13 protein-coding genes are annotated in these 20,206 nt (G+C 69.1%); 12 read left to right on the top strand and 1 reads right to left on the bottom strand.

The annotated features are described in order from the left end of the window. Positions 1-834 precede the first annotated feature (834 nt). The 3 genes from rpoB (at position 835) to NBX02_RS19920 (ending at position 9,332) form a co-directional block, all read left to right on the top strand. A complete protein-coding gene (gene rpoB, locus NBX02_RS19930) occupies positions 835-4,257 on the top strand; it encodes a DNA-directed RNA polymerase subunit beta (protein WP_250282074.1) in 3,423 nt (1,140 codons plus the stop codon). A gap of 291 nt (positions 4,258-4,548) precedes the next feature. Next, positions 4,549-8,442 (top strand): DNA-directed RNA polymerase subunit beta', encoded by a 3,894-nt coding sequence (locus tag NBX02_RS19925; RefSeq protein WP_250282077.1) that lies wholly within the window; start codon positions 4,549-4,551, stop codon positions 8,440-8,442. A gap of 260 nt (positions 8,443-8,702) precedes the next feature. Then, the gene (locus NBX02_RS19920) at positions 8,703-9,332 is read left to right on the top strand and encodes a Uma2 family endonuclease (RefSeq protein ID WP_250282080.1); all 630 of its coding nucleotides are present in this window, start codon (positions 8,703-8,705) and stop codon (positions 9,330-9,332) included. A gap of 28 nt (positions 9,333-9,360) precedes the next feature. Here NBX02_RS19920 and NBX02_RS19915 read toward each other — a convergent pair whose 3' ends face one another. After that, the gene (locus tag NBX02_RS19915) at positions 9,361-11,370 is read right to left on the bottom strand and encodes an ABC transporter ATP-binding protein (protein WP_250282081.1); all 2,010 of its coding nucleotides are present in this window, start codon (positions 11,368-11,370) and stop codon (positions 9,361-9,363) included. Between the two features lie 45 nt (positions 11,371-11,415). Here NBX02_RS19915 and NBX02_RS19910 point away from each other — a divergent pair, with 45 nt between their 5' ends. The 9 genes from NBX02_RS19910 to rplD form a co-directional block, all read left to right on the top strand. Beyond that, complete coding sequence (locus tag NBX02_RS19910; protein WP_250292543.1) at positions 11,416-11,664, top strand: hypothetical protein; 249 nt, start codon at positions 11,416-11,418, stop codon at positions 11,662-11,664. A gap of 740 nt (positions 11,665-12,404) precedes the next feature. Next, complete coding sequence (locus NBX02_RS19905) at positions 12,405-13,355, top strand: RsmB/NOP family class I SAM-dependent RNA methyltransferase (protein ID WP_250282082.1); 951 nt, start codon at positions 12,405-12,407, stop codon at positions 13,353-13,355. A 534-nt stretch (positions 13,356-13,889) separates the two neighbouring features. Then, on the top strand, positions 13,890-14,264 hold the full coding sequence (rpsL, locus tag NBX02_RS19900) for a 30S ribosomal protein S12 (RefSeq protein WP_047221564.1): 375 nt from the start codon (positions 13,890-13,892) through the stop codon (positions 14,262-14,264). Beyond that, positions 14,264-14,734, top strand: coding sequence for a 30S ribosomal protein S7 (gene rpsG / locus NBX02_RS19895; protein ID WP_250282083.1), 471 nt, complete (start codon positions 14,264-14,266; stop codon positions 14,732-14,734). The genes rpsL and rpsG overlap by 1 nt, the downstream gene beginning before the upstream one ends. 6 nt (positions 14,735-14,740) lie before the next feature. Then, the gene (gene fusA, locus NBX02_RS19890) at positions 14,741-16,837 is read left to right on the top strand and encodes an elongation factor G (RefSeq protein ID WP_250282084.1); all 2,097 of its coding nucleotides are present in this window, start codon (positions 14,741-14,743) and stop codon (positions 16,835-16,837) included. 173 nt (positions 16,838-17,010) lie between these two features. Continuing rightward, complete coding sequence (tuf, locus tag NBX02_RS19885) at positions 17,011-18,204, top strand: elongation factor Tu (protein ID WP_131768537.1); 1,194 nt, start codon at positions 17,011-17,013, stop codon at positions 18,202-18,204. Between the two features lie 168 nt (positions 18,205-18,372). Continuing rightward, positions 18,373-18,681, top strand: a complete 309-nt coding sequence (gene rpsJ / locus NBX02_RS19880) for a 30S ribosomal protein S10 (RefSeq protein ID WP_013875113.1) — start codon at positions 18,373-18,375, stop codon at positions 18,679-18,681. A gap of 16 nt (positions 18,682-18,697) precedes the next feature. After that, entirely contained in the window at positions 18,698-19,432 is a 735-nt protein-coding gene (gene rplC, locus NBX02_RS19875) for a 50S ribosomal protein L3 (RefSeq protein ID WP_250282086.1), read from the top strand. Further along, on the top strand, positions 19,429-20,206 hold a 778-nt coding region (gene rplD, locus NBX02_RS19870), incomplete at its 3' end, for a 50S ribosomal protein L4 (RefSeq protein ID WP_250292541.1). The genes rplC and rplD, both read left to right, overlap by 4 nt.

Here is a 20,206-nt window from a genome sequence, read left to right as displayed (position 1 = left end):
GGCCGGGTGGGGAGCCCCGCCACGCCTCGTGCGGCCGGACGTCCCGCCCGGGCGCGCGGGCCACGTACCGGGCCCGGCCGGGGCGCGCCACGGACTTCCTCGCGCTCATTACCTCGCAACCGGTTGACGACCTTACCCGGGACGGAGTTCCATCATCTCCGAAGCGGTGACCCACACCCGTCGGGCGGCCTCCGTCAGCCAGCATCGGCTGACCGGCTTCCGCCGGGCGGTCTCCGTTGGCCGGCCTCGAGCTCAGCCTTCAGGAGTTCAGCCTTCAGGACTAGCCCTTTCCGGAGCTGGCCCTGCGGTCAGCCTTGTCAGCAGTGCAGCCATCGGCTACACTGCTCGTTTGGGCTGTCCTTTCGTCGTGCGCTCACTGCTCCTTGAGGTATGCGACGGTGCCAGCCCGCGTACGGCTTCAGTCCCTGTGCAGCCGCGCCCACCGGGCGCGACCGTCCAGACAGACGTCACGACCGAGGTAACCCGAGCGAGACCGTTGATCGCAATCCGCCACCGAAGCGCCGCCACGTCACCGGTACAGGACGACCATCCCACGCGGAGGTCCCCGTCCGAAAGCTGTCGTGACGGACTACTCGCTGACGCCCGTGTCGCGTCTGCCTGCGTTCGTGAGCCACCCGTGCACCCTGTTGGACTACCCCCGCCGACAGTCACCACAACCGTAGCGAGACACTGATCACCCGACCACCCCTACGTCGGATTGTTCTCCAGCAGGCCGAAGGCGACGCGATCATGAATTCTCCCGTGCTGCCGGAAGCCGTATCAAGGAAGCCACAGCGCCACCAGCCCGACGATCAGGCCACCGGAAGGACCACCTTGGCCGCCTCGCCTACCTCCTCCCGCATCTCGTTCGCAAAGATCATTGAGCCTCTCGAGGTCCCCGATCTTCTCGCCCTGCAGACCCAGTCCTTCGACTGGCTGATCGGCAGTGATGCGTGGGCGGAACGGGTCCAGGAAGCCATCGACGCCGGACGTGACGACGTACCCGTCACGTCGGGTCTCGAAGAGGTCTTCGAGGAGATATCCCCGATCGAGGACTTCTCCGGTTCGATGTCACTGTCGTTCCGGGACCACCGTTTCGAACCGCCGAAGTACTCCGTCGAGGAGTGCAAGGACAAGGATATGACCTACTCGGCCCCGATGTTCGTGACGGCCGAGTTCACCAACAACACCACCGGTGAGATCAAGAGCCAGACGGTTTTCATGGGCGACTTCCCGCTCATGACCCCGAAGGGCACGTTCGTCATCAACGGGACCGAGCGGGTCGTCGTCAGCCAGCTCGTGCGTTCCCCTGGGGTGTATTTCGAGAAGACCATCGACAAGGTCTCCGACAAGGACCTGTTCTCCTGCAAGGTCATTCCGTCCCGGGGTGCCTGGCTGGAATTCGAGGTCGACAAGCGGGACACCGTCGGTGTCCGTATCGACCGCAAGCGCCGCCAGTCCGTGACCGTGCTGCTCAAGGCGCTCGGCTGGGACGAGGCGCGCATTCTGGAGCGGTTCGGCGACTTCCCGTCGATGCGGGTGACCCTGGAGAAGGACCACACCTCCAGCCAGGACGACGCGCTGCTCGACATCTACCGCAAGCTGCGCCCGGGTGAGCCGCCGACCCGTGAGTCCGCGCAGACACTGCTGGAGAACCTCTTCTTCAACCCGAAGCGCTACGACCTGGCCAAGGTCGGTCGTTACAAAGTGAACAAGAAGCTCGAGGTGGACGTTCCGCACGACGTCGGCGTGCTCACCGAGGACGACATCGTCCGCACGATCGAGTACGTCGTCCAGCTGCACGCCGGCAGGGACCAGTCCTACGACGTGGACGACATCGACCACTTCGGCAACCGGCGGCTGCGCACGGTCGGTGAGCTGATCCAGAACCAGGTGCGGCTGGGCCTGGCCCGGATGGAGCGGGTCGTCCGGGAGCGGATGACCACCCAGGACGTCGAGGCGATCACGCCGCAGACACTGATCAACATCCGGCCGGTGGTCGCCTCCATCAAGGAGTTCTTCGGCACCAGCCAGCTCTCCCAGTTCATGGACCAGACCAACCCGCTGGCCGGCCTCACCCACAAGCGGCGCCTGTCCGCGCTCGGCCCGGGTGGTCTCTCCCGGGAGCGGGCCGGCTTCGAGGTCCGCGACGTACACCCCAGCCACTACGGCCGGATGTGCCCGATCGAGACGCCGGAGGGGCCGAACATCGGTCTGATCGGTTCGCTGTCGACGTTCGCGCGGGTCAACCCGTTCGGCTTCGTCGAGACGCCCTACCGCAAGGTCGTGGCCGGGCGGGTCACCGACAAGATCGACTACCTCACCGCGGACGAGGAGGACAGGCACGTCATCGCGCAGGCGAACGCGCCGCTGAGCTCCGACGGGTCGTTCGCCGAGCACCGGGTCCTGGTCCGCCGCAAGGGCGGCGAGGTCGAGTTCATCCCGCCCGACGAGGTCGACTACATGGACGTCTCGCCGCGGCAGATGGTGTCGGTCGCCACCGCGATGATCCCCTTCCTCGAGCACGACGACGCCAACCGCGCCCTGATGGGCTCGAACATGCAGCGCCAGTCCGTCCCGCTGCTGCGCAGCGAGGCGCCGCTGGTCGGCACCGGCATGGAGGCCCGCGCGGCCAAGGACGCCGGTGACGTCGTCGTCTGCGCGCAGGCCGGCGTGGTCGAGGACCTCTCCGCCGACTACATCACCGTCATGCACGACGACGGCACCCGGCGCACCTACCGGATGGCGAAGTTCCGCCGGTCCAACCAGGGCACCTGCATCAACCAGAAGCCCATCGTGGACGAGGGGGACCGGGTCGAGGCGGGCCAGGTCATCGCGGACGGCCCCTGCACGGACAACGGCGAGATGGCGCTGGGCAAGAACCTGCTGGTCGCCTTCATGCCGTGGGAGGGCCACAACTACGAGGACGCGATCATCCTCTCCCAGCGGCTGGTCCAGGACGACGTCCTGTCCTCGATCCACATCGAGGAGCACGAGGTCGACGCCCGGGACACCAAGCTCGGGCCGGAGGAGATCACCCGGGACATCCCCAACGTCGCCGAGGAGGTCCTCGCCGACCTCGACGAGCGCGGCATCATCCGTATCGGCGCCGAGGTCTCGCCCGGTGACGTGCTGGTCGGGAAGGTCACGCCCAAGGGCGAGACCGAGCTGACCCCGGAGGAGCGGCTGCTGCGCGCGATCTTCGGTGAGAAGGCCCGGGAGGTCCGCGACACCTCGCTGAAGGTGCCGCACGGGGAGTCCGGCAAGGTCATCGGGGTCCGGGTGTTCTCCCGGGAGGACGGCGACGAGCTGCCGCCCGGCGTGAACGAGCTGGTCCGGGTGTACGTCGCCCAGAAGCGCAAGATCACCGATGGTGACAAGCTCGCCGGGCGGCACGGGAACAAGGGCGTCATCGCGAAGATCCTGCCGGCCGAGGACATGCCGTTCCTCTCCGACGGCACCCCGGTGGACGTCGTGCTCAACCCGCACGGTGTGCCCCGCCGGATGAACATCGGCCAGATCCTGGAGACCCACCTCGGCTGGGTGGCCAAGACCGGCTGGCAGGTCGACACGGGCACCGAGGAGTGGAAGGAACGGCTGCGCGGCATCCGGGCGGACCAGGCGCCGCCGAACACCAACGTGGCCACTCCGGTCTTCGACGGCGCCCGCGAGGAGGAGATCACCGGTCTGCTCTCCTCGACGCTGCCCAACCGGGACGGCGTCCAGCTCATCGGGTCCAGCGGCAAGGCCGAGCTCTTCGACGGCCGGACCGGCGAGCCCTACCCGTATCCGGTGGCGGTCGGCTACATCTACATCCTCAAGTTGCTGCACCTGGTCGACGACAAGATCCACGCCCGTTCGACCGGCCCCTACTCGATGATCACCCAGCAGCCGCTGGGCGGTAAGGCGCAGTTCGGTGGGCAGCGTTTCGGCGAGATGGAGGTGTGGGCGCTGGAGGCCTACGGTGCCGCCTACGCCCTGCAGGAACTGCTCACCATCAAGTCGGACGACGTTCTCGGCCGCGTCAAGGTCTACGAGGCCATCGTCAAGGGCGAGAACATTCCCGAACCCGGTATCCCGGAGTCCTTCAAGGTGCTCATCAAGGAAATGCAGTCACTGTGCCTGAACGTCGAGGTCCTCTCCAGCGACGGCGTTTCCATCGAAATGCGTGACACCGACGAGGACGTCTTCCGCGCCGCGGAGGAACTCGGTATCGACCTGTCCCGGCGGGAGCCGAGCAGCGTTGAGGAGGTCTGACGAGTAGTGGTCTGCGGCCGGGTGACCGCCAGCGGCCGGAGGCGGCGCGACCAGGGGGCCATGGGGACCATGGGGACCACAGGATGATCCTCCTGGAGCCGCCGCCCCCGCGCCGCCGCGGTCGCGGACCACACGGCCGGGACACGGCAGCCGGTAGCCTCCGGGCCCCGGCCGTGTCGCGGCACCCCCGCCGACCTTGGACAAACTGACGGCCCACGCCCCCCGCCGCCGCCATCCGCACGAACACCTGCCGGCGACAGCGGGCAGCCAGACGGCAGAGAGAGAAGACACGTGCTCGACGTCAACTTCTTCGACGAGCTGCGCATCGGCCTCGCCACCGCGGACGACATCCGCCAGTGGTCACACGGCGAGGTCAAGAAGCCGGAGACGATCAACTACCGTACCCTCAAGCCGGAGAAGGACGGGCTCTTCTGCGAGAAGATCTTCGGCCCGACCCGGGACTGGGAGTGCTACTGCGGTAAGTACAAGCGCGTTCGTTTCAAGGGCATCATCTGCGAGCGCTGCGGTGTCGAGGTCACCCGCGCCAAGGTGCGTCGGGAACGGATGGGCCACATCGAGCTGGCCGCGCCGGTCACCCACATCTGGTACTTCAAGGGTGTCCCGAGCCGGCTCGGCTACCTGCTCGACCTGGCGCCGAAGGACCTTGAGAAGGTCATCTACTTCGCCGCCTACATGATCACAAGCGTGGACGCGGACGCGCGTCACCGCGACCTGCCCACCCTCGAAGCCCGGATCTCCGTCGAGAAGCAGCATCTCGAGGACAAGAAGAACGCCGACGTCGAGACCCGGCAGAAGAAGCTGGAGGCCGACCTCGCCCAGCTGGAGGCCGAGGGCGCCAAGGGCGACGTCCGGCGCAAGGTGCGGGAGGCGGCCGAGCGCGAGATGCGCCAGATCCGCGACCGCGCCCAGCGGAAGATCGACGATCTGGGCCGGGTGTTCGACCGTTTCAAGGGCCTGAAGGTCCAGGACCTCGAGCCGGACGAGCTGCTCTACCGCGAGCTGCGGGACCGTTTCGGCCAGTACTTCGAGGGCGGCATGGGGGCGGAGGCCCTGCAGCGCCGGCTCGTCGACTTCGACCTGGCGGCGGAGGCCGAGTCGCTGCGGGAGACCATCCGCAGCGGCAAGGGGCAGAAGAAGGCCCGGGCGCTGAAGCGTCTCAAGGTCGTCTCGGCCTTCCTCAACACCCGCAACTCCCCGAACGGGATGGTGCTCGACTGCGTCCCGGTGATCCCGCCGGACCTGCGCCCGATGGTGCAGCTCGACGGTGGCCGGTTCGCCACGTCCGACCTCAACGACCTCTACCGCCGGGTGATCAACCGGAACAACCGGCTCAAGCGGCTGCTCGACCTCGGCGCGCCCGAGATCATCGTCAACAACGAGAAGCGGATGCTGCAGGAGGCCGTCGACGCGCTGTTCGACAACGGCCGCCGCGGCCGGCCGGTGACCGGGCCGGGCAACCGTCCGCTGAAGTCGCTGTCGGACATGCTCAAGGGCAAGCAGGGCCGGTTCCGGCAGAACCTGCTGGGCAAGCGCGTCGACTACTCCGGCCGTTCGGTCATCGTCGTCGGCCCGCAGCTCAAGCTGCACCAGTGCGGCCTGCCCAAGCAGATGGCCCTGGAGCTGTTCAAGCCGTTCGTGATGAAGCGGCTGGTCGACCTCAACCACGCGCAGAACATCAAGTCGGCCAAGCGCATGGTGGAGCGGGCCCGCCCGGTCGTCTGGGACGTGCTCGAAGAGGTCATCACCGAGCACCCCGTGCTGCTCAACCGCGCGCCGACCCTGCACCGGCTGGGCATCCAGGCGTTCGAGCCGCAGCTCGTCGAGGGCAAGGCCATCCAGATCCACCCGCTGGTCTGCACCGCGTTCAACGCGGACTTCGACGGGGACCAGATGGCCGTGCACCTGCCGCTGTCCGCGGAGGCGCAGGCCGAGGCGCGCATCCTGATGCTGTCGAGCAACAACATCCTCTCGCCGGCGTCCGGGCGTCCGCTGGCCATGCCGAGCCTGGACATGGTGACCGGGGTGTTCCACCTCAGCCGGCTGGCCGTGGGCGCCCGCGGCGAGGGGCGGGCGTTCTCCAGCGTGGCCGAGGCGCAGATGGCCTTCGACGCGCGGGAGATCGAGCTACAGGCGAAGATCAAGGTCCGGCTACGCGACACCACGCCGCCGCTGGACTGGGCCCCGCCGCCCGGCTGGGCAGCCGGCGACCCGTTCACCCTGGAGACCACCTTCGGCCGCTGCCTGCTCAACCAGGCGCTCCCCGAGGGCTACCCGTTCCTGAACTACCTGATGAACAAGAAGGCCCAGGCCGCGATCGTCAACGACCTGGCGGAGCGCTACCCGAAGATCCAGGTGGCCGCGACGCTGGACGCGCTGAAGAGCGCCGGCTTCTACTGGGCCACCCGCTCGGGGGTGACCGTCGCGATCGAGGACGTTGTCGCGCCGCCGAACAAGGCGCAGATCCTCGACGAGTACGAGCAGCGGGCCGAACGAGTGCAGAAGCAGTTCGACCGAGGCTTCCTCTCCGACGACGAGCGCCGCGCCGAACTGGTCCAGATCTGGAACGAGGCGACGAACAAGGTCGCCGAGGCCATGGAGGCCAACTTCCCGGAGACCAATCCGGTCGCCGTGCTGGTCAACTCCGGGGCCGCCGGGAACATGATGCAGATCCGGCAGCTCGCCGGGATGCGCGGACTGGTCGCCAACCCCAAGGGCGAGATCATCCCGCGTCCGATCAAGGCGAACTTCCGCGAGGGGCTGAGCGTGGTGGAGTACTTCATCTCCACGCACGGCGCCCGCAAGGGCCTGGCCGACACGGCGCTGCGGACCGCGGACTCCGGGTACCTCACCCGGCGTCTGGTCGACGTCAGCCAGGACGTCATCGTCCGTGAGGACGACTGCGCCACCGAGCGCGGCATCGCCACCCGCATCGCGCGCAAGGGAGCGGACGGCGTGCTCGTCCGCGACCGTTACGCCGAGACCGCGGCCTACGCGCGCACGCTCGCCTCGGACGCGGCGAACGCCGCCGGTGACGTGGTGGTACCGGCCGGCACCGACCTCGGCGACGTGGTCATCAGCAAGATCATCGATGCCGGGATCGAGTCGGTGAAGGTGCGTTCCGCCCTCACCTGCGCGGCCCGGATGGGTGTCTGCGCGCAGTGCTACGGCCGGTCGCTGGCCACGGGCAAGCTCGTCGACGTCGGCGAGGCCGTCGGTATCGTCGCCGCCCAGTCCATCGGTGAGCCCGGCACCCAGCTGACGATGCGTACCTTCCACAGCGGTGGCGTCGCCGGCGACGACATCACCCAGGGGCTGCCCCGTGTCGTGGAGCTGTTCGAGGCCCGTTCCCCCAAGGGCAAGGCCCCGATCAGCGAGGTCTCCGGGCGGGTGCGCATCGAGGAGACCGAGAAGACCGTCAAGGTCGTGGTCATCCCCGACGACGGCAGCGAGGAGATCGCCTACCCGGTCTCCCGCCGGTCGCGGCTGAAGGTCGAGGAGGGCCAGCGCATCGCCGTCGGTCAGAAGATCGTCGACGGCGCGGTCGACCCGCACGAGGTGCTGCGCATCCTCGGCCCGCGTCAGGTGCAGCTCCACCTGGTCGACCAGGTGCAGGAGGTGTACCGCTCGCAGGGTGTGTCGATCCACGACAAGCACATCGAGATCATCATCCGGCAGATGCTCAAGCGGGTGAACGTGCTGGAGTCGGGGGAGACCACGCTCCTGCCGGGCGAGCTGGTCGAGCGGGCCCGGTTCGAGGAGGAGAACCGTCGGGTGGTCGAGACCGGCGGTCAGCCGGCTTCGGCCCGTCCGGTCCTGATGGGGATCACCAAGGCGTCCCTGGCGACCGAGTCGTGGCTGTCGGCCGCATCCTTCCAGGAGACGACCCGGGTGCTCACCGACGCCGCGATCAACGCCCGGTCGGACTCGCTGGTCGGCCTGAAGGAGAACGTCATCATCGGCAAGCTCATCCCGGCGGGTACCGGCATCTCGCGGTACCGCAACATCCGGGTCGAGCCGACCGAGGAGGCACGGGCGTCGGTGTACTCGGTCAGCGGCTACGAGGAGGGCGCGACCGTGGAGTACGGCGCGTTCGGCACCGGCAGCGGCCAGGCCGTCCCGTTGGACGACTTCGACTACCGCAGCACCGGCGGCGACTACCGGTAGTTCTCGCTACCCGGTAGTTCCTGCCACGCAAGTGCTCCAGGCGGCCCGGGTGGGCGTCCCTGCCGGACGTTCACCCGGGCCGCGTTGCTGTGTGGATCCGGCCTCGCGCCTGGCCATCGGTCAACAGGGCAGACGTTGCCTGGTACGGCACTACGCTGGACAGCGCCGGGTAGATCTGCCGGCCTGCACCAGGGAAGCACCGCATCGGCACGATGCCGAGGGGAGCACCGCATCGGCACGATGCCGAGGAGGAGACGGCGATGACGACGGCACTGCCGGAGGACAGCTGGCTGCTCCGTATACAGCCGCAGCCCGCGCGGGTGACCGCCGCGGAGTACGAGGCGCTGCCCGAGGAGATCGCCAGGGCGATCGAGATCGTCGACGGCTACGTCGTCTTCTGTGAGGCGCCGACTCCGGATCATCAGACCGCCGGCCGTCGCCTCGCCAACCTGCTGGAACGGCACGCACGGCGCGCGATGGCCCGCGGCCACGGATGCCTGGCCGTCAACAACGACGTCGATCTCCGGCTGCGTGACATCCCGCTGCTCAACCGCCGCCCGGATGTGATCCTCTACCGCTGTCTCGACCGCGCGGCCGGCGAACGTCTCCGCGCGGAGCACGCCCTGCTCGTCATCGAGATCGTGTTGCCGGGTTCGGAGACCCAGGACACCACCGACAAGCTCGGTGAATACGCCAGGGCCGGCATCGCGCACTACTGGATCACCCGGCTCGACAACGACGGCGTCACGAGCATCGAACGCTACGCGCTCGACCGGGCGACCCTGCTCTACAAGCACCTGGGCACGTTCATGAAGGACGAGGCCGGCGGAGCGCCTGAGGTCACCAACCCGATCCCGGTCACCGTCGACTGGGACGACCTGCTCTTCTGACCACCGGCGCTTTCCTCCGCTGGCCCCTCTACCGGACGCCGTTCCTGCTCTTCCGCAGGGCGTGCTCGGCCGGGCCGCGGGCCAGCCGGGCGTAGACACCGCCGCTGCGGACGAGCCGGTCGTGTGGCCCGGCCTCCATCACCGTGCCGTTCTCCAGCACGTAGATGCGGTCGGCGGCAACGGTCATCGTCGCCCGGTGGGCCACGACGAGGCAGCTTCGCTCGGCGAGCAGACGTTCCAGGGAGGCGCGCAGCAGGTCCTCGGTCAGCGCGTCGAGGTTCGACGTCGCCTCGTCGAGGATGACGGTCCGCGGGTTCTGGACCAGTACGCGGGCGATGGACAGCCGTTGCCGCTCCCCGCCGGAGATCTGGTGGCCGTTGTGCCCCAGCGGGGTGTGAATCCCCTCCGGCAGCGAACGCACGAGCGTGACCAGCCCGGTCGCCTCCAGCGCGGCCCACAGCTCGTCGGTCGCCGCGGCCGGGCTGCCGAAGCGGAGGTTCTCGGCGACGCTGCGACGCTGGACGAACGGCTCCTGCGACACCAGGCCGACCGCGGCCCGGGCCGCGGCGGGGGACAGCCCGCCGGCGTCGCAGCCGCCGAGCAGGACACGCCCGCTGGTGGGGGTGAGCAGGCCGCTGGCGAGATGGCACAGCGTGGTCTTCCCGGCGCCGCTGAACCCGACGACGGCCACCATCTCGCCGCGGCCCACGACGACGTCGACGCCGCGCAGCGCCCACCTGGGGGCGGGCACGCCGGGCGCGTAGGAGTAGGAGACGTTCTCCAGGACGAGATCGCCGTGGACCGGTGGCCGTCCGGCGTCCTCGGAGCCGGTGGCCGCCGGGCCCGCCGGTGGCGTGCTGTCCCTGGGTGGATGCGGCCGGTCGGCCGTGGTCAGCGGCCTGACGTTGCTGCGGCCGCCGGCCGGCGCCGTCCCCAGCGGGATGTCGAGGAAATCCAGGATGCGGACGAGGGAGGCCTCGCCGTCGAAGAGCTGGGTACGCAGGTCGGCGAAGCCGGCGATGGAACGGAACGCCAGCAGGAGCACGCTGAGAAAGGCCACGAAGGTGCCGACCGTCATCGTCTGGTTCAGGGTGAGCCACACCCCGAGCCCGATCACGGTCATGGTCGCCAGCACCGAGCTGGCCGCGGCGATGAGCTGCAGGCGGGCGAAGACCTGCACGCGGGTGCGAGCGGCCGTCGCAATGGCCGCGCCCAGCCGGTCGAACTCCTCCTGGCCGGTGTGCTGCGCGCGGAAGGCGCGCAGGTGCAGCGCTCCCGCTGGCCCGGTCAGCTCGATGAGATGATCGACCAGCCGGCTGAGCCGTTCGCCTTCCACCCGGGAGATGGCCCGGACGCGCTCACGCACCAGGCGCAGCAGGACGAGCGGGACCACGCCGATCACGGCCACGGCGAACGCGAGACGCCACTGGAGCAGGCAGGCGACCACCCCGGCCACGACGAGTTCGACCGCCATGGTCGCGATGGCCGGCAGGCAGACGGCGGCGGCCGCGCGCACCCTGGCGGTGTCGATGGTGAACAGGGCGACGACGTCCCCGTGCCGGGCCCGGGCGACGTGGGGGAACGGCAGCGCGATCGCGTGCTGGTACAGGTCGCGCCGGATTCGCAGGGCGAGTTTCTCGCTGAAATAACTGACCAGTATGTATCGCAGGGCCGACACCACGGCGCTGAGCACAAAGGCGCCGAGGATGAGGATGACCGGGAGGAGTATGCCGTCCGTCCGCAGCAGCAGCAGCCAGCTGTCGATCAGGTCCCGGATCGCGAACGGAGCGGCCACCAGGGCCGACGAGCCCAGCAGGGAAAGAGCGGCGTGTGTGGCGGCCGCCCTGTTCTGGTCCCGGATGAAATATTCGACGCGGGCGGCCGCGGGATTTCCGGTGAGCCAGGCGAAGAGGCGCCCGTACAGCCAGGACACACCGGCGGTGGTCTTCGGGAATGCCGTCTCCGCCGAGGTCTGCTGGTGGGCCGGCTGCCCGGTCCACCTGTTGGTCCCGGTGGACGACCGGCGAGATGTCGTCATTGTGAGCCGCCTGCCTGGTGCCGGTTGTGGGGGTCAGTCGTCGCGGTGCGTGGTTCTGGTTGCGTCCGCAGCGCTGTCGGGGGCCGTGTCGACAGCGGTGCCGGAATCCGCCCTGACGGCGTCGCCCGGGCCGGGGCGGGTGCTCACGGGCTGGTCGCCGTGGTCTTCTTCCCACCGCCCGGCACGGGTGTCCGGCCATACCGGAGGGGTTTTCCCGGGGATTTCCTCGGTGCCGCGGAAGACGGATATCTCGACGGCGTCGGATATTTCTATGACCAGCCCGAAAGCGCTTGACGAGCTAATTTCCGTATGGCTGGGAAAGGGGAAGGAACTAGACATTTGTCCTCCATCGGGATCGGCTGGACGTGGCGGTGGCAAAGCCGAAGTTATCGGGGCGCCGATTACCGGGCAAGGATTCAACATCATGAATCGGCTCACAGATTTCGCGGTACTCGGGTATTCGGTCTCGAGCACGACATGTGCGCTGCGACAAAGGTTGTGACGTGCCGGCGGATTTTTTGCCGGCCGGCCGGTCCGCGGTGTTTTCGCAGGTGGCGGGGGCGCCGGCAGGGGCGGCCGGGCTGGCCGGTGGCGGCCCGGGAAAAGCGGTTCGTCGGCTGCTGTACACCGCCGTGGTCGGTAATCGGACGGCCCGGGGGGTGTGGCCGCCGGCCGGGCGTTTGCGGCCATCCCGCCGGCGGCGGTATGCCTGGCGTGAGGCCGGTGGTCCCGGCCGCGTCTCGTCCGGTCGAGCCCGCGACGCTTCGTATGTGACGCCCCGTGCACCCGATGTGGCGGATATCTCAGGGCCGCCACCGGCGCCGGGGCTGGACGGGGCCCGGCCGCCGCGGCCAGGTGCCGGTTGGTCACCGGCCAGTTACAGCCAGGTATCACCAGGTGTCAACCAGGTATGCCGTGGCTGGGTGGGGCCCGGCCGCGCTGTGGGTGCGCGGTGGGTATTTTGGCGGCGGCGGCGGTGTCGCCGGGCTGGCGTACCCGTGGTGGCGCGCGGGCAGGACGTGGCGGGGGGCTGGGTGAGCCGGAAGCGGGCGCTGTTCGTACGGCGGCTGTCCGAGATCCTCCAGCTCGCCGAGCCCGAGGTGGTCGAGCGGCTCTGCCTGGACCGCCGTCCCGGCGTCCGGGTCAACCGGCTCTCACCGCTGGGTGCGGCGGCGGTCCACCGCGCCATCGGGGATCTCGGGCTCGTCCTCGACCCGCTCGACTGGTGCCCCGACGGCTACCTCCTGCGCGGCGACAAGCGGGTGCTGTCGGGCTCGGAGGTGTTCGGCGGCGGTCACGCCTACATCCAGAACATCTCCAGCCTGGTGCCGGCGCTGGCCCTCGCGCCCGCGCCCGCCGAATCGATCATCGATCTGTGCGCGGCGCCGGGCGGCAAGACGGCGCACATCGCGGCACTGGTCGGTAACGACGCGCGGCTGTGGGCCAACGACGGCATCGCGCCCCGGCTGGAGAAGCTGCGCGCGGTCACCCGGCAGTTCCACGTCCGCCTGGCCGAGACGAGCTGTCACCCGGCGCAGTACGCCGACAAGTTCATAACGGAGCGTTTCGACCGGGTGCTGCTGGACGCCCAGTGCAGCGGCGAGGGCCTGGTCGACCTGCGGTCGTCCTCGGCGCTGCGGTACTGGACCGAGCAGCGGGTGACCGACTACGGCTGGCTGCAGCGCAAGATGCTGGTGGCGGCCTGCCGGCTGCTGCGTCCCGGCGGCATCCTGGTGTACTCCACCTGCACGTTCGGCCCGGAGGAGAACGAGGCGCCGCTGAGCTACCTGCTGCGCCACCATCCCGTCGAGGTGTGCCCGATCGAGGTCGACATCGACGGCTCCGCGCCGGACGCGTGGCGGCCAGGCCTGCGCCACTGGCGGACCGAGACCTTCCATCCGGCGCTCGCCGACGCCCGGCGCATCCTGCCAGGCCCGGCGTTCGAGGGCTTCTTCGTCTGCAAGCTGCGGAAGCTGCCGGACTGACGCCGCCGGGCTGGAACCGCCGGGCCGGCCAAGCTGCCGGGGGCAGCGGCCCGCGCACCATCCAGCAACGCTGTCACATCAGATGGACGCCGCCATCACAACAAACGGCCTGTGCGGCATCGTCGACCAGGGGATGCGCGCCGAAGATCCCGCTGCTGCCGGCGGTTCCGGCGGTTCCGGCAGCGCGGGGGATCCGGCTACCAGTGGCACGTGGGGTACCCCGATTCGACACAGCCGTCGACGGGTCTGTAGTCTCGCTTTCTGCGGCGCTGTGCGTTGCAAGGTTGACCTGTGTCCTGCGCCATCCCATGGCCGTCCCGTGGCACCGTGGCCCGTCCTGCCGGGCCCGTGGTGCCGAGGGTGGCCCGGCCTTCACCAAGGCGGGCGGGCGTACTCCCATGGCAGACCGTCCCAGTTGTCGGGCTGTTCCCGGGGGTCGCGACACGCCCGACCGCGTGGGTCGGACAGCGTGGGTCGGACACAGATGAGATGACGGCAGGTACCGGCAGGAACGGAAGAGGAACGGGAGCGGCGTTGCCGACGATCCAGCAGCTGGTCCGCAAGGGCCGGCAGGACAAGGTCGAGAAGACCAAGACCCCGGCGCTCAAGGGGAGCCCGCAGCGCCGTGGCGTGTGCACCCGCGTCTACACGACCACGCCCAAGAAGCCGAACTCGGCGCTGCGCAAGGTCGCCCGGGTCCGGCTCCACAGCGGGATAGAGGTCACCGCCTACATCCCGGGGGTGGGGCACAACCTGCAGGAGCACTCGATCGTCCTGGTGCGCGGCGGCCGGGTGAAGGACCTTCCGGGCGTCCGCTACAAGATCGTTCGCGGGACGCTGGACACGCAGGGTGTCCGCAACCGCAAGCAGGCGCGCAGCAAGTACGGAGCAAAGAAGGAGAAGGCCTGATGCCACGCAAGGGCCCGGCTCCCAAGCACGTCGTCGTCGTCGATCCGGTCTACGGCTCACCGCTGGTGACAGCGCTGGTCAACAAGGTTCTGCTCAGCGGTAAGAAGTCGCTGGCCGAACGGATCGTCTACGGGGCGCTCGAGGGCGCTCGGGAGAAGACCGGCAACGACCCCGTGGTCACGCTCAAGCGCGCTCTCGACAACGTCAAGCCGACGCTGGAGGTGCGCAGCCGCCGGGTCGGTGGCGCCACCTACCAGGTACCGGTCGAGGTGCGCACGAGCCGGAGCACCACCCTCGCGCTGCGTTGGCTGGTCGGCTACGCCCGGCAGCGCCGCGAGAAGACCATGACCGAGCGCCTCATGAACGAGCTGATCGACGCCAGTAACGGTCTCGGCGCGAGCGTGAAGCGGCGCGAGGACACCCACAAGATGGCGGAGTCCAACCGAGCCTTCGCCCACTACCGCTGGTAACCAACAATGTCTGCTGACGTACGTGCCGCGCTGGCCGCGACCCGCAACATCGGGATCATGGCCCACATCGACGCGGGCAAGACCACGACCACCGAGCGGATCCTGTTCTACACCGGCGTCAACTACAAGATCGGTGAAGTCCACGACGGCGGCGCCACGATGGACTGGATGGAGCAGGAGCAGGAGCGGGGGATCACCATCACCTCCGCCGCCACCACCTGTACCTGGCGCGGCCACACCATCAACATCATCGACACTCCGGGGCACGTCGACTTCACCGTCGAGGTGGAGCGGTCGCTGCGGGTGCTCGACGGTGCGGTCGCCGTCTTCGACGCCGTGGCCGGTGTGGAGCCGCAGAGCGAGACCGTCTGGCGCCAGGCCGACCGTTACAACGTCCCGCGGATCGCGTTCGTCAACAAGATGGACCGGGTCGGCGCGGAGTTCCACCGGTGCGTGGAGATGATGGTCGACCGGCTCGCCGCGACCCCGGCCGTCATCCAGCTGCCCTGGGGCGTCGAGGCCGACTTCAAGGGCGTCATCGACCTGATCCAGATGAAGGGCCTGCTCTGGCACACCGAGGACAAGGGCGCCTCCTACGAGACCGTCGACATCCCGCGTGACCACCTGGAGGCCGCGCAGGAGTGGCGGGACAAGCTCATCGAGACCGTCGCCGAGAACGACGACGCCCTGATGGAGCTCTACCTCGAGGGCGAGGAACCGACCGAGGAGCAGCTGCGGGCGGCGCTGCGCCGGGGCACGCTGGCCGGTTCGCTCAACCCGGTGCTGTGTGGGTCGGCGTTCAAGAACAAGGGCGTGCAGCCCATGCTCGACGCCGTCGTCGACTTCCTCCCGAGCCCGCTGGACATCGGTGTCACGGTCGGTCACGCCATCGGCCGGGAGGACACCGAGGTCTCCCGTGAGCCGGACGAGAGCGAGCCGTTCGCCGCACTCGCCTTCAAGATCATGACTGACCCCTACGTCGGGAAGCTGACCTACATCCGGGTCTACTCCGGCCGGCTCACCTCGGGCTCCCCGGTGCTGAACTCCACCAAGGACCGCAAGGAGCGCATCGGCCGCATCCTCCAGATGCACGCCAACCACCGGGAGGACCGCGAGGGCGTCGGCGCGGGCCAGATCGTCGCGGTCGTCGGTCTGAAGAACACCACGACCGGTGACACGCTGTGTGACCCGAACGCTCCGGTCATCCTGGAGTCGATGACCTTCCCGGCGCCGGTCATCAGCGTCGCGATCGAGCCGAAGACCAAGGCCGACCAGCAGAAGCTGGGCACGGCCATCGGCCGGCTGGCCGAGGAGGACCCGACCTTCCAGGTCCGCACCGACGACGAGACCGGGCAGACGATCATCGCCGGCATGGGCGAGCTGCACCTGGACGTGCTCGTCGACCGGATGCGCCGCGAGTTCGGTGTCGCCGCCAACGTCGGCAAGCCGCAGGTCGCCTACCGGGAGACCATCCGGCGCAAGGTCGAGAAGGTCGACTACACGCACAAGAAGCAGACCGGTGGCTCCGGGCAGTACGCCCGCGTGATCATCGATCTCGAGCCCTCCGGCGGCGACGGCGGCGGCTACGAGTTCGAGAACAAGGTCACCGGTGGCCGCATCCCGCGTGAGTACATCCCCTCGGTCGACGCCGGCTGCCAGGAGGCGATGGAGTTCGGCGTGCTCGCCGGCTACCCCCTCGTCGACGTAAAGGTCACCCTGCTCGACGGCCAGTACCACGACGTCGACTCGTCCGAGCTCGCTTTCAAGATCGCCGGTTCGATGGCGTTCAAGGAGGCGGCGCGGCGGGCCGACCCGGTGCTGCTCGAACCGATGATGGCGGTCGAGGTCACCACCCCCGAGGACTACATGGGTGACGTGATCGGCGACCTGAACTCGCGGCGCGGGCAGATCCAGGCGATGGACGAACGGTCCGGCGCGCGCATCGTCAAGGCGATCGTCCCGCTGTCGGAGATGTTCGGCTACGTCGGGGACCTGCGCTCGAAGACCTCGGGACGGGCCGTCTACTCGATGCAGTTCGACTCCTACGCCGAGGTTCCGGCGGGAGTCGCGAAGGAGATCATCGCGAAGGCGCGCGGGGAGTGACCGGTGGCCGGGCGCGGCGGCCCCGTCCGGGGGCCACTCACGGGCCCGGCGCCACTATTGATCATTAGCAGGCTACAAGTGGCCGGCAGGCGGCGCGATCCCTTCTCCCGCGCCGCCGGCGGTCCCAGGACCACCAGCACGGCACGACACCACCCGTCCTTGGAGGGACACCCGTGGCGAAGCAGAAGTTCGAGCGGAACAAGCCGCATGTCAACATCGGGACCATCGGTCACATCGACCACGGCAAGACCACGCTGACCGCGGCCATCACCAAGGTCCTGCACGACGCGCACCCGGACCTGAACCCCTTCACGCCGTTCGACCAGATCGACAAGGCGCCGGAGGAGAAGGCCCGCGGCATCACGATCTCGATCGCCCACGTCGAGTACCAGACCGACAACCGGCACTACGCTCACGTCGACTGCCCCGGCCACGCCGACTACATCAAGAACATGATTACCGGCGCGGCGCAGATGGACGGCGCGATCCTCGTCGTCTCGGCGACCGACGGCCCGATGCCGCAGACCAAGGAGCACGTGCTGCTCGCCCGCCAGGTCGGCGTGCCCTACATCGTCGTGGCGCTGAACAAGGCCGACATGGTCGACGACGAGGAGATCCTCGAGCTCGTCGAGCTGGAGGTCCGGGAGCTGCTGAGCTCGTACGAGTTCCCCGGCGACGACGTGCCGGTGGTGCGGGTCTCGGCGCTCAAGGCGCTGGAGGGCGACAAGGAGTGGGGAGCCAAGCTCCTCGAGCTCATGCAGGCTGTCGACGACTCCATCCCGGAGCCCGAGCGTGACATCGACAAGCCCTTCCTCATGCCGATCGAGGACGTCTTCACGATCACCGGTCGTGGCACGGTCGTCACTGGTCGTGTGGAGCGCGGTGTGGTCAAGGTCAGCGAGACGGTCGAGATCGTCGGCATCCGGCCGGACGTCACCACGACGACCGTCACCGGCGTGGAGATGTTCCGCAAGCTGCTTGACGAGGGGCGTGCCGGCGACAACGTCGGCCTGCTCCTGCGCGGTGTGAAGCGCGAGGACGTCGAGCGCGGCCAGGTCGTCACCAAGCCGAAGTCGATCACGCCGCACACCAACTTCGAGGCTCAGGTCTACATCCTCAGCAAGGACGAGGGTGGTCGTCACACTCCATTCTTCAACAACTACCGCCCGCAGTTCTACTTCCGTACCACCGACGTGACCGGTGTGGTGACCCTCCCCGAGGGCACCGAGATGGTCATGCCGGGCGACAACACGGAGATGACGGTCGAGCTCATCCAGCCGATCGCCATGGAGGAAGGCCTGCGGTTCGCCATCCGCGAGGGCGGTCGTACCGTCGGTGCCGGTCGCGTCACCAAGATCCTGAAGTAGCCACCGCGGCGGCGGGCCCACTATGCCTCATCCAGGGCATACGGCCCGCCGCTTGCACGGTGCACGCACCTGACAACAAGCGGTACATCCGGCGGCAGCTCCGGCGAAGGAACGGACCCTGTGGGGCCTGCCAGCCGGACGAGACAGACAGGACAGGCGAAGCCCACCATGGCGGCACAGAAGATCCGCATCCGGCTCAAGGCCTACGACCACGAGATCATCGACAGCTCGGCCCGCAAGATCGTCGAGACGGTGACGCGGACTGGTGCGCAGGTCGCGGGACCGGTGCCGCTGCCGACGGAGAAGAACGTCTACTGCGTGATCCGGTCGCCGCACAAGTACAAGGACAGCCGCGAGCACTTCGAGATGCGTACGCACAAGCGGCTGATCGACATTCTTGACCCGACACCGAAGACGGTCGACTCGCTGATGCGCCTCGACCTTCCCGCCGGTGTCGACATCGAGATCAAGCTTTAAAGGGGCCGGCGCAGTCATGCTCAATCGCAACTACAGGGGGCTCCTGGGCACCAAGCTCGGGATGACCCAGGTATGGGACGCGAACAACCGCGTCGTCCCGGTCACGGTCGTCAAGGCCGGGCCGAACGTGGTGACGCAGGTCAGGACATCCGACCGGGACGGCTACTCGGCGGTCCAGCTCGGCTACGGCGAGATCGACTCCCGCCGGGTGACCCAGCCGCTGCGCGGTCACTTCGCGCGCGCCGGGGTCCCGCCGCGGCGGCATCTGGTGGAGCTGCGCACCGCGGACGCCACCAACTACCGCCCCGGCCAGGAACTGACCGGTGAGATCTTCTCCGCGGGCGGCATCGTGGACGTGACCGGCACGTCCAAGGGCAAGGGCTTCGCCGGTGTGATGAAGCGGCACGGCTTCAAGGGCCTCGGCGCCGGCCACGGCGTCGAGCGCAAGCACCGCTCGCCCGGCTCGGTCGGCGGGTGCGCCACCCCCGGCCGCGTCTTCAAGGGCCTGCGGATGGCCGGGCGGATGGGGCACGAGCGGGTCACCATCGCCGGCCTGACCATCCATGCCGTCGACACCGAGCGCGGCTTCCTGCTGATCAAGGGCGCGGTTCCCGGCCCGGACGGCGGCCTGGTGCTCGTCCGCAGCGCGGCCAAGCGGCCCGCGCCGGCGGACTTCGAGCCCGTCGCCGAGCCGGCCGCGGCATCCGCCACCGGTGACGCCGCGACGTCCAGCGAGGAGGTATCGGCATGAGCGCAGTGACGGCGCGCCGGCGGTCACGGGCCGCCGACGACGAGCGGAGCGCGCTGCCACAGACCCGCACGGTCGTCGTGCACGCCCCCGCCGGTGGCGAGGGCGGCAGCGTCGACCTGCCGGGTGAGATCTTCGACGTGCCGCTGAACGTGCCGCTCATCCACCAGGTGGTGGTGGCGCAGCTCGCCGCGGCCCGGCAGGGGACCCACTCCACCCGCACCCGCGGCGAGGTCCGCGGCGGTGGGCGCAAGCCGTACCGGCAGAAGGGCACCGGCCGGGCCCGGCAGGGCTCGCTGCGCGCCCCGCAGTTCACCGGCGGTGGCGTCGTGCACGGCCCCAAGCCGCGTTCCTACGACCAGCGGACGCCGAAGAAGATGAAGGCCGCCGCGTTGCGCGGGGCCCTGTCCGACCGGGCGCGCGGCGGCCGGGTGCACGTCGTGTCATCGTTCGTCAGCGGTGACGCGCCGTCGACGAAGGCCGCGCGCGTCGCGCTGCGGACGATCGCGGACGTCCGGCGGGTGCTGGTGGTGGTCGACCACGCCGACGAGCGCACCTGGAAGAGCCTGCGCAACCTCCCCAGCGTGCACCTGCTCGACCCCGGCCAGCTCAACACCTACGACGTGCTGGTCAGCGACGACGTGGTGTTCACCCGCGGCGCACTGGCCACGTTCGTGGACCGGGCGCTGACGCCGGTCTCCCGCGGTGCGCGGACCGCTTCCGACGAGCCGTCGGCACCGGCCGGTGCCGACGCGGACGCGGCAGCCGAGGACGCGG

It is taken from the genome of Protofrankia sp. CiP1_Cm_nod1, from assembly GCF_920888515.1.
In the GTDB taxonomy this organism is placed as follows: domain Bacteria; phylum Actinomycetota; class Actinomycetes; order Frankiales; family Frankiaceae; genus Protofrankia.
This window is presented reverse-complemented; position numbering and strand designations above follow the sequence as displayed.

Coding starts and splice junctions, on each gene's coding strand:
- NBX02_RS19920 (WP_250282080.1), top strand. CDS start 8,703: ATGACGACGGCACTGCCGGAGGACAGCTGGCTGCTCCGTATACAGCCG.
- NBX02_RS19915 (WP_250282081.1), bottom strand. CDS start 11,370: ATGACGACATCTCGCCGGTCGTCCACCGGGACCAACAGGTGGACCGGG.
- rpsG (WP_250282083.1), top strand. CDS start 14,264: ATGCCACGCAAGGGCCCGGCTCCCAAGCACGTCGTCGTCGTCGATCCG.
- fusA (WP_250282084.1), top strand. CDS start 14,741: ATGTCTGCTGACGTACGTGCCGCGCTGGCCGCGACCCGCAACATCGGG.
- rpsJ (WP_013875113.1), top strand. CDS start 18,373: ATGGCGGCACAGAAGATCCGCATCCGGCTCAAGGCCTACGACCACGAG.
- rplC (WP_250282086.1), top strand. CDS start 18,698: ATGCTCAATCGCAACTACAGGGGGCTCCTGGGCACCAAGCTCGGGATG.